This window comes from Hymenobacter sediminis, from assembly GCF_003231285.1.
GTDB lineage: Bacteria > Bacteroidota > Bacteroidia > Cytophagales > Hymenobacteraceae > Hymenobacter > Hymenobacter sediminis.
On the sequence record NZ_QKNS01000002.1, the window covers coordinates 575,863 to 590,463 of the forward strand.

A 14,601-nucleotide genomic window follows, 5' to 3' on the forward strand; every position below is an offset into this window, starting at 1 on the left:
TCTACCTGCTTGTAAGCTGCTGATATTCAGAATGTATATTTCTTGCCTGCGCGCCCTTTTTGTTGTGGGAAGCCTGCTGAGCGCTCTGCCGGCGGTGGCCCAGCTGCCCGCCTACCTGCCCAAACCCACCGACCTAACGGGGGTGGCCGCTGCCTCGTGCGCCCAGGCACACACGGGTGCGGCGGCCCAGCGGCCTAGCTACGCCAGCCTGAGCCACCGCCAGAAAATGGGGCGCTACGACGTGACTTACTATAAGCTGGACCTGAACCTGACCAATACTTCCCGTGATGTAAGCGGGGTAGTGCGCATGCAGGCCCGCAACAGCGGCCAAGCACTAGATTCCGTCGCCTTCGAGCTGTACACGTCTCTGGTTATTGACTCGGTGGTCGTAGACGGCCGGCGCAGCCTGGGTTTGCGGCGTAAGGGCATGGGCGATGTTACCGTTGGGCTACGGCAGCCGGTTACCCCAAATACACTGTTCAACGCCCTGATTTATTACCACGGCACGGCGCCCAACAGCAACGCTGCCGCTATCGGAAATGCCCTGAATACCCGAGTAGCTCCTGTGTACGGCGTAAGCACGACCTGGAGCCTTTCTGAGCCATACAATGCCTACGAGTGGTGGCCCTGCAAGCAGGTTCTTACCGATAAAGCTGATTCCGTAGACGTGTGGGTAACTACGGCCGCCACTAACAAGGTAGGGTCGAACGGGGTACTAAAGGCTGTAACGCCGCGGCCCGGTAGCCAGGTGCGCTATGAGTGGAAGTCGCGCTACCCCATTGACTATTACCTGATATCAGTGGCCGTGGGGCCTTACGTGGAGTACACTAACTACGCCAACCCAGCAGGCAGCCCGCGTATTCCCATTGTCAATTACCTGTACAACCAAGCTGCCCTCAACGATTTCCGGGCCGAAATTGACCGCACGCCCGGCTTCATCGAAAACTACTCCGAGCTGATTGGGCTTTATCCGTTTGCCAAAGAGAAGTACGGCCATAGCATGGCACCCATCGGGGGCGGCATGGAGCATCAAACCATGACCACCCAGGATGGCTTCAGCTTTACCCTTACGGCCCACGAGCTGTTCCACCAGTGGTTCGGCGATAATGTGACCTGCGGGGCCTGGGAAGACATCTGGCTGAATGAGGGCTTTGCTTCCTACGGCGAGTACTTGTCTTTGAACCGGTTTGCCTCCGCTACTGCCGCCCGGCAGTGGATGGACCAGGCGCACAGCTCGGCAATGAGCCAGCCGGGGGGTAGCGTTTTCGCCGCCGATACCACCAACGTCAGTCGGATTTTCAACTCTCGCCTAAGCTATAAGAAAGGTGCCGCTGTGGTGCACATGCTGCGCTATCTGCTCAACGACGACGTGAAATTTTTCCGGGCCCTGCGTACCTACCAAACTACCTACGCCGGCCGCACGGCTCGTACCCGCGACTTGCAGCGCATTTTTGAGGCCGAAGCCGGTCGCTCCCTGCAGTATTTCTTTGACCAGTGGTTTCGGGGCGAAGGCTTCCCTACCTTCTCGGTGCGCTGGAATCAGGTAGGCTCCACGGTTTATCTGGCTACGGCCGAAACCGTTTCCATGCCAACTGCTACCCCCTTCTTCGCCACGGATCTGGATTACTTGGTAACCTTCACCGATAACACCACCCGTCTGGTGCGCCTACCCCAGACCCAGCCCCAAACCTCCGCCAACTTTTCCGAGTCCCGCACGATCAGTTCAATCTCGCTTGATCCGAATCAATGGGTTCTGAACGGCACGGGCCCCGTTGAGCGTGATGCCAACCTGAAGGAGACCACTAACCTGGAGTTCATTGTGTATCCTAATCCTGCTAACGCGCAGTTGTGGTTGGCCAACTTCAGCGGCACAACTGCCGAAGCGGAAGTAATAGACGCGGTAGGCCGCGTAGTGTTCCGTCAGCGCATCAGCGCGGCCGATCCAGTGCTGCAAACGAGTGTGCTTGCTCCCGGGCTCTACCACCTGCGCCTCACTACCCCTGATGGTCAGGTTTCCCGAGCACGCTTCATTCGTCAATCTGAATAATCCGGATGTAATACCTCCTCAACACAGAAAAGCCCTCCTTTACTTGTTAGGAGGGCTTTTCTATTGAAGAATTTACCTATTTGCGAGCGTACTTGCCGATCAGGTCTACTGCCTCCGGGGGAGCGGGCGGCATGTTAAATACAGCATCAATCAGCTCATCAAAGGAATTGGCCGGGGTGAAAATGGAGTCGGCGAAAGGGTTGCTGAGCAGCCGCAGAAATCCTGGCTGCCCGTTGATGCTCACCAAATCTACCGTAACGTTGCCGAAGCGCTGATTACAGCGGCCAGTGTGCGTGCAGTCATTGGGCTGAGGCTTCAGGAAGTGCTTCTGTGTGCTTTCAGAGTATTGCTCGTGGTGCACGGTGCGCTGGCTGGAAGCTCCTAGGTGGTACCCCAACGCCAAGATACGGTCCCGGATGAAATCGAAAATGTGGCGGAAGTTACCAGGGCCAATGCTGGGGTCGTAGAGGAACACAGCCCCAGGACGACCTTGCTCCCGGGCTAGCTCTACCCGAAACTGCTTGCTGGGCAGCCCCGCTTTCTGATAGTGGTACGCTTTGAAGTAAGGGCCCATCCAGTTCAGGTACACCTGCTGGGTTACCCACTGCTGGTGCATCTGCTCCTCGGCCGCGCTGCGCTGCAGCGGCTGCCAGTCGGCAGAAGCGGGAGCAGAACCAGAAAAAAGCCGTTTGAACAGATTCAAGGAAGTAGTAAGAATGATGTAGAGGGATAACACCCCCCTACGGAAATGGTTTTGACGCTTGGCCGGGGGTAGGGCACACAGCCTCCGAACAACCCCCGTGTTTCTTGCCAGTTTTCACTTCTGAGCCCAAATGCCAACGCAAAAGGGCGGCGCTTCACTACCGGAAGCGCCGCCCTTTCAAAAAGTAAGCCAACAGGGTTTATTTCACCCGCGTCCAGGTCTGCGATTTGCCAATCATGGAGAAGCCGATGTAGCCCTTTACCTCCATGCTGTTAGCGTTCAGCATCTTCATGTAGCAAGAGTAGGTTTTGCCGCTTTCTGGGTCGTAAATCTTGCCGTCGTCCCACTTGTTGTCGCTGTCATACTCGAAGCCTTGCATAAACACCAGGCCCAGGCGCGGACGGTTGCGCAGTTTTGGGTCGGGGTTCTGGCTGTCCGTTTTAGGCTTGCCGGTTGCCGGGTCATTCGGCACGGTAAGGGTCACAATCTTGCCGCACAGCTTGTTGCCGCACTTATAAATCTCAAAGGTGGCCTTCTTCTCGGAATTCATCCAGATACCCAGTGGAGAGAGAGTTTGGGCCGAGGCTACCCCCAATAAACCCAGGAACATACCCAGGCAGAGGAACAGAACTTTTTTCATGGTGTGAGAGTGGTAAGTGGGAGTTTCTGGGAAAAAGATAGAGTAAAAGTCTGGAAGATGTGCAAAAAAGCAACTGTCGAGGCTAAATCAGGAGGGCAAGTTTAGGGCCAGATTACAGCTTAGCTTTTTTTGTAAAAATTCTTCGATTTTAAATTAGCTGATGGTCAATAAGATGGCCGAAACATGTAGATAGAGCCATAAATAATAGTGTTTTTATTTTGAACCATCCGGGGGGCTTTTAACTTTACCTACCGTAGCGAGTGCTACAGCCCCCGCCAAGCAGCCCTAAGGTGCTGGGTAGCGCAGCCCGGGTTATGTCGGATCTAAAGAAAGGAGGTACAAAATGTCTAGTAGTCCCAACCAAATCCTGCCAAGCCTGTCGAATGTAGTCCGCTTCACCGCCGGACGCGCTTAACAACAGCTTTCGCGCGGAGCTTACTCTCATTTGAGTAGTTCCCGCATTCTGGCAAGGTCTTACTAGTTAAGTGGATGATGGGGCTGTACCCCAGACTCATCGCTTGGTAAGATTTGAAGGATTAGATGCCCGGTTCGCCCAGCAGCCTCTCAGGAGGTTTTGCATAGGCGGACCGGGCATCGCTCTTTTATACAAGCGGTAAATGTGTGGGTTTACGGGTTGAGTGTAGGTGACACAATAAGGCCATCCCAATGCTGCGCCGTGCGAATACTGCTAGGTCTATGGACTGCGTCAAGGGGTAGGGGCTTACGGTCCCTGTTGCTAGCCGTATAGTCTGCCTCAACCCTGTGCCGTGGGAACAAGCAACTGGTGCTATTTAGCGGGCGCAACGCCTTGGGTTGTCTGCACGATTTTCTGGATGGTACCGTCGGGGTTATAGGTCAGGTAGTCCACGCAGATGGAGCGCCGGTAGCTGCCCCCGGTGGGCAGGGCTCCGTTGTGGTAGAAAAAGTAGCTCTTGCCCTTGTAGTCGATAATGCCGGGGTGGGTGGTAAAGCTGTTGGGGGAGTTTTCCTGAATAATGCCCCGGTAGGTCCAGGGGCCGGTGGCGCTGGGAGCGGTGCAGTACTCTATCATTTCGGGCTTGGTACCCTCACTGGCGTACACGAGGTAGTACAGCTTTTTGCGCTTGTACACCCAGGGCCCTTCAATGTAGTTTTTGGGCTTAATCACATGAATAGGGCCGGCCAGCTCCGTCATGTTGTCCTTAAGCTTCACCCACCGGCAGCTTAAGTTGCCCCAGTACAGGTAGGCCTGCTGGTCGTCATCCACAAACACGGTGGGGTCAATATCGTCCCAGGCGTGGGGCTTGTCCTTGGTCATCTCATTGACGATAAGCGCCTTGCCGATGGCATCCTTGAACGGCCCCGTTGGCCTATCCGACACGGCTACGCCGATGGCCGCGCCGCCCTGGCTGTTGTCGTCCTTCTTATGAAAGGTAGAGACAAACCAGTAAAACTTGCCGTTACGGTACACGCACTGCGTCGCGTAGGCGTCGCCGGTAGCCCAGGCAAAGGTTCTGGGCGAAAGACGCTTGCCATAGTCCTTCCAGTGCACCATGTCGGTGGTGGAGTAAATGCGCCAGTCGGGCATTTTGTAGTTGGTTTCCTGCACCGAAGCCGTATCGTGGCTGGTGTACAGAAACAGCGTGTCGCGGTACACTAGCGGCGCCGGGTCGGCCGTAAATACGTCCCTGATAATAGGGTTTTGGGCCTGCGCAGGCAGGTTGGCCCCGAAGGTCAGCAGCAGGGCCGCAAGCCAGGTATTCTTCATCAGATCAAAGGAGTAGGGTAGGAAAACGGACGGGGGAGCCTAGAATAATCCCTGGGCAAACTGGTATAAATCGTGGCGCCACACAGGCCAGGTGTGGCCGCCGGGATACTCGCTGTACGCGTACCTGATGCCCAACTCATCGAGTTTGGCGCGCATCACCTTATTGTTGGCGTAGGCAATGTCGGTCGGCCCACCCATGGAGAGCCACAGCTGCTTCAGGTTGGTGTTGATGGTGCTGGTATTGGCCTTCATAAAGGCATACTGCGGGTCCGATAGGGCCGGATTATTGGCGAAAAAGCCCGAGCTAAACACGCCGAGGTAGGCGAACATATCGGTGTTTTTCATGCCGGCGTAGAGGGTTTGCAGGCCCCCCATCGACAAGCCCGCCAGAGCCCGGCTCTGGGCGCCAGTGGCTACCCGGTAATTGTTTTCTACCACCGGCAACACGGTTTTCTTCAGCTCTTCTTCAAACCTTTTCAGGGTGCCCTCGCCGAAGCCCGCCAAGCCACCTGGGCCGCCCATGTTGCCATCCAGCATTACCACCAGCATAGGCTTTGCTTTCTTGGCGGCAATCAGGTTATCAAGGATTATATCGGCTTTGCCCTGCCGGGCCCACCCGGTTTCGTCTTCGCCGCCACCATGCAGCAGATACAGCACGGGGTACTTCGTGGCGGTGTTGGCATCGTAGCCAGCCGGCGTGTACACGTACATCTGCCGCCACGAGTTGGTAACCGTTGAGTAGAAGCGCCTGAGCCGTACCTCGCCGTGGGGCACGTCTTTCTGTGCGTAGAAGCTGGTGCCGCGGCCGGGAACCTCCAGGCCACTGGCCATGCGCCCCATTCCGTAAAACGTTTCGCTGGCGGGGTCGGCTACAGCCAGGCCATCAAGCACCAGCGAGTAGTAGTGCAGGCCCCGGCTCAGCGTGTCGGTTGTAACGGTCCAGGTGCCGGTGCTGTCTTTCACCATGTCGTATTTGCGACCTAGGTCCAACTGGGCACGCTGCACCTCGGGGGCTTTCAGGCGAAACACGGCGCGGTTGTCGGGCAGAATCTGGGGGTACTTGGCGTTGCGCACATTGGTGGCTGCTGGGGTGCCGAGTACGGTGTAGGAGGGTAGCGCTGCTACATCAACGGGCTTGAACAGCTGCTGCGAAAACATGTACAACCCGTTTTTCCAGACCTTAAAGTCGTGCCCGCCAGCCTCCAGGTAGTACACATGCGGTACGCGGTGTTCGTAGAGGTAGTTGTGGGTGCGCTGGCTGACGGGCAGCAGGCCGTCCTGGTCGCCGCAGGAAATCCAGAGCAGCCTGAGCTGCTTGGTGGCTTTGGCGGGGTCGGGCAATAGCTGCTCGGGCAGCTTGGTGTTGGGGGCCGAGGAAAAGCCGCCTACCCAGGCAAATTTATCCAAGTTGCCCAGCCCGAAGTTCAACGACTGCCCACCGCCCATCGACAGCCCGGCAATAGCCCGGTTTTCGCGGTTGGTCAGGGCGGGGTACTTCTTTTCAATAAAAGGAATCAGGTCGGTCAGAAGGTCTTTCTCGAAGTTGGCAAAGGCCGCCACCTTGTCCGGACCGTAGATGTTCCCGATGGGCCGGTCGTCTGGCATGGCCCGGCCGTTGGGCATCACCACTAGCATGGGCCTGAGCTTGCCCGCCGCGTACAGATTGTCCAGAATCACCTGCGGGCGCCCTCCTTTAAGCCACTCCTTTTCGTCGCCCCCAATGCCGTGCAGCAGGTACAGCACCGGATATTTTTTCTTCTTGGAGTAGCCCGGTGGCGTGTACACCAGCGCCTTGCGCACTGTGCCCACCGTTTTGGAGGGGTAGCTGATGCTATCTATACGGCCGGTGGCGATGCCCGCAGCAGGCTGGTCGAAGCCTTTGGGGGCTTCCATCGGCAGCTTTTGAGCAAAAGCACTGCCTAGACTCAGCAAGGCAATGCTCACAAGCAAGGGTACTACGTTTCTCATAACTTAGCAGGAGGGGGCTGGTAGTGGGTAGGAAAAGTAGGTAGTTTTCAAGCAAGCTAGCCAGAGCTAGGCTGCGGCTACGTGGCCAAAGGTCAGGAAACAGGCATTCGAGTTCTTCTACCCCCTTGGTCTTATGAAAAGGGAGGCTGGCTGAAGAACCGCTGGAAGCAGGGGGGGTAGTATAATTAGTTGCGTTGAAGGTAAGCGGATAGCAGTAGTCATGGGTGTTTTTCTATGCGGCTACAGTGTAGGAGCTTTTGCCAGATGAGGACGTGCAACGCCGGACATAAAAAACGCTCCGTTTCTAAGGCAGAAACGGAGCTAGCTCATGAAGAGAAACAACTGGCAACTTAGCAGGGCGTACTGTCGGAGCAATACGTTGGGTAAGACCGGGCCTAGGCTGCAAAATAGGGGTTATTACCACTGAACTGTAGTTCGTTGCTCGCTTTACAGCACCCGGCGCACCTGCATAAAACGGCGCTCATAATCGGTGCCTTCCACTTGGCTGATTTTCACGCCGGATTCGCGGCGAGCGGAGGAGGAGTGCACGAAGCGCAGCGGCAACTCACCGGGCTTGCTAATCACGATGCCGGCGTGACCAGGGGTAGTGGAGGTAGACGCCGTACCCGTGAACACCACAATGTCGCCGGGGCGGGCCTGGGTACGCTCCACCGCCCGCCCGGTGCTGATGAGCAAGGCCGTGGAATGAGGCACCGGAATGCGGTAGCGGGCAAATACGTAGTTCACAAAGCCCGAGCAGTCAAAGCCGGTTTCCGGCGTGCTGCCGGCGTAGCAATAGTTAGTGCCCAACTGGCGCATGGCAAACGCTACCACACTGTCGGCGCGCGGAGTAGGTTTTGCACTTACAACGTAGGCTACTGTGTGTACCGGAATAGGTTCCAAGTGGCCCGCAGTAGAGGTGGTTTCCGGCCGTGGCGACCATACCGCCCAGCTAATCACTAGGCCTACCAACAGCAGGAAAACAAGCCAGACGTAGCGCATAAGCAAAGGGGTAGGGAATACATCAAGGTTGCCTGCGTAACGGGAGTAGCCGGGCCGGGGTTCCGTATGGTTGGGTTGTGCAAGTAGGAGGGAAGCGCATTTTCGGGGCTGCCTTGCAGCTTCGGCCATTTTTCGCCGTTCTTTGATGACCATAATCAAACTTGCTTATTCACCTCTCATTCCTTTACGAATGCTCCTGACTCCTACCCGCCGACTGGCGGTAGCGGCCCTGGGAATGTTGCTGAGCCAGGCTGGCTCGGCCGCTGCTGCAGCGCCCACCTTGCGCTATACCCTCTCGATGCCTGCGCCCCAAACGCACTACTTCGAGGTAGAAATGAAGCTCGATGGCTTCAACAAAGCATATACCGACGTGAAAATGCCGGTTTGGGCGCCGGGCTCTTACCTCGTGCGCGAATTTGCTAAGAACGTGGAAGGCTTTGAAGCCACGGCTGGCAGCGAAAAGCTGCGAGTAGAGAAGGTAACCAAGAATACCTGGCGCGTCTATCACCCCAAGGCAAAGAGTTTCGCGGTGCGCTACCGGGTGTATGCCTTCGAACTCAGCGTGCGCACCAGCTTTATTGATGCGGCCCACGGCTATGTAAACGGCACCAGCGTGTTTATGTACCCCGCCGACGGCAAGCAGCTGGCCAGCACCGTGGAAGTGCAGCCCGCCCAGGGCTGGGGCCAAGTAAGTACCAGCCTGAAGCCGGCTGGCGGCACGTTTACCTACCGCTCCTCTAACTATGATGAGCTGGCCGACTCTCCCATCGAAATTGGCAACCAGAAGATTTACATGTTCACGGCCAACGGCACACCCCACACGGTAGCCATGTTCGGTGACCCTAAAGTGGACGAGACCCGCCTGACGCGCGATATGCAGCGCGTGTGTGAGGAAGCACAGAAGGTGGTAGGCCAAAACCCGCTGGACCGCTACGTGTTCATTGTGCACAACATCGACCGGGGCACGGGCGGCTTGGAGCACCTATTCTCGACTACCCTCTCCGTCTCGCGCAATGCCTATTCCTCGGAAGCTGGCTGGAAAGGGTTCCTGGGCCTGGTGGCGCACGAGTACTTCCACCTCTGGAACGTGAAGCGCATCCGGCCCGTAGCGCTTGGCCCATTTGACTACGACCAAGAAAATTACACCCGCATGTTGTGGGTAAGCGAAGGCGGCACCGAGTATTTCTCGAACCTGATTGTGCAGCGAGCCGGCTTCGTATCGCCCGATGAGTACCTCGGCGACCTGAGCAACGGCATCAACCGAGTTGAAAATACGCCCGGCAACAAGCAGCAGTCGGCCGCCGAGTCTAGCTTCGATGCCTGGATCAAGTACTACCGTCCTAACGAAAACTCCGCTAATACCGGCATCAGCTACTATGATAAAGGCGAGGTTATCGGGGCGGTACTGGACCTGATGATCATCAACGAAACCAAGGGGCAGAAAAGCCTTGACGACGTGATGCGCTACCTCTACGACCGGTACTACAAGCAACTAGGTCGGGGCTTTACAGATGAGGAATATCAGGATGCCGTGGCTAAAGTAGCCGGCCGCCGCTTCGATGATTTTTTCCGCCGCCATGTGTATGGTGTTGAAACGCTACCCTATGAACAGGCGCTAAACTATGCTGGCCTAAAGCTGACGGTAACGTCCGCAGCTGCCACTGATGCCAGCCTGGGTGCTAGCATCAGTCCGGCTGGGGGCCGTCAAACGGTAAGCAGTGTGCAGCGCGACGGTAGCGCCTGGCAAGGCGGCCTGAGCGTGGGCGACGAAATTTTGGCCGTCGATGGTGCCCGCGTAACCGACGATGCAAATCGTCTGCTAGCTGGCCGTGCGGTAGGCTCCACGGTGAAATTCTTGGTGAACCGCGACGGACAGATCAAAGAAGTGAGCTTCCCGTTGCTGGCTAGCGCAGCCCGCCGCTACCGCATTGAGCGGCAAGCTAACCCGACTTCTGAGCAGCAGGTAGTGTTGGCAAAGTGGTTACCCGTGCGTAAATAAACCGCACATAGCTTTCTGAAAGCCCCGTCGCTGCATGCAAGGAACGGGGACTTTTTACATTACCCCTGACATGTAACAGCTATAGAAGCAGGCTTTGGCTTATCAAATAGCCGCTTATTGTTTCCCACAAAAAAGCCCCGTCGATTGTCGATGGGGCTTTTTTGTGGGAAAGAGTTATGTAGATAGCCTAGCGGATTCGCTTCAGCGCCACCTCCCGTACTGGGGTAATTACTAACGGTACCTTCTCCACTTTCACGGAGCTGGTATCGAGCCCGAAGTACTTGTCTTCCGAAGCAATAAACTGCTTGATATAGAAGTAGGCCTGCATGACCAGCTTCTCCACCATTGGAAATTCGTTTTCTACGGACAAGAATTTCTCCAACACCACAAAGCGGAAGTCGCCGGTAACGTGCTGCTTGCTCAACGACTCGTAGCGCGAGGTAATATCTACCTCTTTGTTGCGTACCAAGTCTTCGACCACTTTCCGGAAGTACAGGTTAATGCGCTGCTCTACCCGGAAGCCCAGGCGGAAGGTGATGCGGAATACGTCGTCGGGGGCAAGCTCGGTTACCTTGTACTCCATGGTGTACGGTTCATCGGTGGTATCCACGTGTACAAACCAATAGATGTCAGCTCGCTTGGGTCGCTTCTGGAAAATGGAGTAGATAATCTTCGACTCAATCTCCGATTGCCGCTCCGCCGACGACATGAACACTAGGTGAGTGGCGTATTTAGATACGGTTTCGTCGTTGGAAAGCTGTTTAAGTGCCTCTATATAAGGCTCAATTTTCACGAACTCAGTGAGACGGCGCTTGATGAAGTAAGCCCGCAGCCACACATACATCACCACAATCAGGGCCAAGCTAATGGCCACCGACACCCAGCCGCCGTGCGGAAACTTGATGAGGTTTGCTACCAAGAAGGAACCCTCAATTAGCCCATATACCAGCACAAACAGTGCTACCAAAGGCCGCGGCACACGCTTCACGAATATCAGCCACATCGACAGCAGAATCGTGGTCATGAGCATAGTTACAGTAATGGCCAGACCGTAGGCCGCTTCCATGTGCTCCGAGCGCCGGAAGTAAAGCACCACCGCAATGCAGCCCAGCAGCAACAGCCGGTTCATGCTCGGCACGTATAGCTGCCCTTTCACATCAGTGGGGTAGTTGAGGCGCACCTTGGGCCACATGTTTAGCCGGATAGCCTCCGCCACCAAGGTAAACGAACCCGTAATCAGGGCCTGAGAGGCAATAATGGCTGCAATAGTAGCAATGCCAATTCCGATAAGCAGAAACCACTCTGGCATCAGGGCATAGAAAGGATTGCGCCCGTTGAGCTGCTCTCCCTGGTGAGCTACTAGCCAGCCCCCTTGCCCGAAGTAGTTAAGGATCAAGCAAAGTTTCACGAACACCCAGCTAATGCGGATGTTGCCCTTGCCGCAGTGCCCAAGGTCAGAGTACAACGCTTCGGCCCCGGTGGTACACAGGAATACCGAGCCTAACAGCCAGAACCCGCCGGGCCGGTTGGCCAGCATATTATAGGCGTAGTAGGGGTTAATAGCCTTCAGAATCTCCGGGTGCTGCATAATACCATATACCCCCAGCGCCGCCAGCATCGAGAACCACAGAAACATAATCGGCCCGAATGCCTTCCCCACGATCTGCGTACCAAAGCTTTGGAGCAGAAACAGCGCAATCAGGATGGCAATGACAATAGGTACCGTCTGAATATTCGGGTATACAGCCTCTAGGCCCTCAATAGCCGATGACACTGACACGGGGGGGGTAATTACACCATCGGCGAGCAGGGCCGCGCCTCCTACAATGGCTATGGCCGAAAGCCAAGCCCCCCGTCGCCGGACCAGGGTATAGAGAGAGAAAATACCTCCTTCCCCGTTGTTATCGGCATTCAGTGTAAGCAGCACGTATTTGATGGTCGTCTGGAGCGTAAGCGTCCAGAGTACGCACGAAATACCGCCATACACAAGATCAGGATCAATGCGCCCTGGCACAATAGCTTTCATCACGTACAAAGGTGAGGTACCGATGTCGCCGTAGATGATACCCAGGGCAATAAGCAAGCCGGCTGTAGAAATAGCGGTGTGCTGATGTTTGGCGTCCATGTGAAAAATGAAGGTGTAAGGATAGCCGGTTTTTAACAAGCGGGGCCAAAGGTAGCAGTTGGCAGTTAATGCGAGGCCTCAGTTTTAGTAGACCTACCCCCCTCAGATGAAAAAAGCAGGTTTGATGCGTTATAGTGGCTATTCACTAATGTTTGCATCAGATGATCTGGCCTCTAAGGCAGCTGTCTGTAGCCAATAATCAGCCTCCAGAGCGGCTTCTTGGTGCCGTTGCCTAATGCGGCGGTTGGCCTCCTGAGCTAGTTGGTGCCAGGCAATAGCAGGACCAGAAAAAGCAAAGTGGCTGGGCTCCTGACCGGGCCGATGCAGACGCCAGCGATTGGTACCTCGTGCTCCCCATGCTAATAAAAGCGCTCCAACTCCCATCCCTATGGCTGCCGGTAAAGTGTGCAGCCAGAACTGCAGATAGCCCAGCATAAAGCCGCACAGCACAAATCCGCCTAGCAGTACGCCCAGTAGCCAACGAACGGGTTGCACATCAACCCCCTCTAATTCTCGCCAGCCAAACAACCTGTCCCGAATTTCTAGGCCATCATTGGTAAGAGCTACTTGGCCATCCTCGCTTCGCAAGGTGGGGAAGCTTTGGGGTAGAGGAGGGGGTAGCAGAAAGAAGCCAGAGCTTGTTGGCTCAGAATTTCCGGCGGGCCCAGCGGCAGGGCTGCTGGAATTTGCTGATGGCGGGGTAGGAGGGAGGAGGGAATCAGACATAATCGAAAAGGCCCCGCTGGGCGTAGTAGTCTGCGTTTAGAACGCAATTACTACCACGGCCGCAACGGGGCCTTGCTGGAAAGAGGAAGCATATAAAGCAAGTAGGTCACTGACGATACACAGCCAATGCGTAGCGCGTTTCATCAGCAATCCACCAACTACCTTAGTTGTTTACTTTCAACAGCTCTACGTCGAAAATCAGGGCTGAGTCTGGTCCGATGTCGCGGCCTGCTCCACGCTTGCCGTAAGCCAGTTCCGACGGTATATAAAGGCGCCACTTTGAGCCCTCAGGCATCAACTGCAGTGCTTCTGTCCAGCCAGCAATAACTTGGTTTACGCCAAAAGTAGCTGGTTGGCCCCGTTGGTAAGAGCTATCGAAGACAGTACCATTGGTTAGCGTGCCATGGTAATGAGTAGTTACCGACGAGCCAGGACCAGGCTTACGGCCATTGCCTTCTTTCAATACCTCGTATTGCAGGCCACTCGGTAGGGTAGTGATACCAGGCTTACCTGCGTTTTCTTTCAGGAAGGCTTCACCTTCAGCTTTGTTGTTGCTCATTGCACTTGGGTATTGGTTGATTTCTTCCTGTGCTTCCATCTGCTGCTGAAGTTGCTGCATAGCGCTTTGCATCTGCTCAGGTGTTAAGCGGCTAGGCTCACCACCCAGTGCTTCCTTCATACTCTGGGCAAACACATCAATATCCAGATCTAGGCCCTGTTGGGCAAAATTGCGAGCCATGTCGCGTCCAATGATGTAGCTGATTTGCTCTTTCAAGCCGGTCAGATTCATAAGGTGCTGATTTTATGCTTTCAAGCCTTGATCCAAAGGTTTATGACAAAGGAATAGGGTAGGCCTGTAGCAAGTGAAAAGGGAAATGAGCGACCCAGCGTGGGACACTACTGCTGTGAAGTACCGAAAACTGCACCGAATGGATACTGTTTTTTTCAACTACATCAGTTAATGCCCTGATTTTGAACCTCTGTTTCTTTATCTACTAAAAACAGCGAGCCCCTCTTGTAAAGAGGGGCCCGGCAAAAATGAACACAAAGCCAATTAGCAGAAGTGTAGCTCCTCTTCGTCACGAAGATCAAAGAACAGATTCAAGTCACGCACCTGAGCTGCTAGAAAGCTTATAGAACCAAGGCCTCCTAAGAACAGCAAAGAAGAAATGGCAGCAGTGCTCTTTTTCATATGTGTGGTGTATGTGAATGTAATTCAGTTTGTTGAGTGCAAAGATAATACGCCTAAATTAAAAATATGTTATGCAAGCATCATTTATTTATTGCTTAATCTATAATCAGATAGTCAATTGGATCTTCGCTTAAAAGCATGCGCACTAGGTTCACTCGCGCATATGTCTCTGAATCACTGATATGGAATAGGAGCCACAGATTAATAGCAGAGGAAGCCATACTAAAAGAGCCACTAAAATCTGTCATTAATACTGGTGCTTCTTGTACCAATATCAGCTGTACGTCTCCGAGCTAAGCTCTAAGGGAGGGCCGGGGGGAGCAGGGGGGGTATAAATGCAGAACGCCCCCCTGCAGCACGAAGTCGCAGGGGGGCGTCAGGAAATGATAAGGTTGGCGGCGACCGACTCTCCCGCCGGTGAAGGCAGTACCATAGGCGCTCCGGGGCTTAAC

The 14,601-nt window shown here is 55.0% G+C and carries 9 protein-coding genes; 2 read left to right on the forward strand and 7 right to left on the reverse strand.

Translation table 11 applies throughout. The features are described from left to right. Positions 1-31: 31 nt before the first annotated feature. Positions 32-2,047: a M1 family metallopeptidase gene (locus DNI29_RS08990; protein ID WP_110977751.1), complete on the forward strand. Its 2,016-nt coding sequence runs from the start codon at positions 32-34 to the stop codon at positions 2,045-2,047. A gap of 76 nt (positions 2,048-2,123) precedes the next feature. On the opposite strand, the gene DNI29_RS08995 is transcribed toward DNI29_RS08990, so the two are convergent. The 5 genes from DNI29_RS08995 to DNI29_RS09015 form a co-directional block, all read right to left on the reverse strand. Next, the gene (locus DNI29_RS08995; protein ID WP_110977752.1) at positions 2,124-2,750 is read right to left on the reverse strand and encodes a hypothetical protein; all 627 of its coding nucleotides are present in this window, start codon (positions 2,748-2,750) and stop codon (positions 2,124-2,126) included. A 199-nt stretch (positions 2,751-2,949) separates the two neighbouring features. After that, positions 2,950-3,390: a DUF2147 domain-containing protein gene (locus DNI29_RS09000; protein WP_110977753.1), complete on the reverse strand. Its 441-nt coding sequence runs from the start codon at positions 3,388-3,390 to the stop codon at positions 2,950-2,952. 787 nt (positions 3,391-4,177) lie between these two features. After that, positions 4,178-5,137, reverse strand: coding sequence for a glycoside hydrolase family 43 protein (locus DNI29_RS09005; RefSeq protein ID WP_110977754.1), 960 nt, complete (start codon positions 5,135-5,137; stop codon positions 4,178-4,180). A 39-nt stretch (positions 5,138-5,176) separates the two neighbouring features. Beyond that, on the reverse strand, positions 5,177-7,105 hold the full coding sequence (locus DNI29_RS09010; RefSeq protein WP_110977755.1) for an alpha/beta hydrolase-fold protein: 1,929 nt from the start codon (positions 7,103-7,105) through the stop codon (positions 5,177-5,179). 447 nt (positions 7,106-7,552) lie between these two features. Then, positions 7,553-8,107, reverse strand: a complete 555-nt coding sequence (locus DNI29_RS09015; protein WP_162303560.1) for a C40 family peptidase — start codon at positions 8,105-8,107, stop codon at positions 7,553-7,555. A gap of 190 nt (positions 8,108-8,297) precedes the next feature. Between DNI29_RS09015 and DNI29_RS09020 the strand changes: the two genes are divergently transcribed. Further along, a complete protein-coding gene (locus DNI29_RS09020) occupies positions 8,298-10,106 on the forward strand; it encodes a M61 family metallopeptidase (RefSeq protein ID WP_110977757.1) in 1,809 nt (602 codons plus the stop codon). Positions 10,107-10,293: 187 nt separating this feature from the next. On the opposite strand, the gene DNI29_RS09025 is transcribed toward DNI29_RS09020, so the two are convergent. Next, the gene (locus DNI29_RS09025; RefSeq protein WP_110977790.1) at positions 10,294-12,231 is read right to left on the reverse strand and encodes a KUP/HAK/KT family potassium transporter; all 1,938 of its coding nucleotides are present in this window, start codon (positions 12,229-12,231) and stop codon (positions 10,294-10,296) included. Between the two features lie 889 nt (positions 12,232-13,120). After that, the gene (gene bamJ, locus DNI29_RS09035) at positions 13,121-13,747 is read right to left on the reverse strand and encodes a BamJ family beta-barrel-assembly machinery protein (RefSeq protein ID WP_110977759.1); all 627 of its coding nucleotides are present in this window, start codon (positions 13,745-13,747) and stop codon (positions 13,121-13,123) included. Positions 13,748-14,601: the final 854 nt, after the last annotated feature.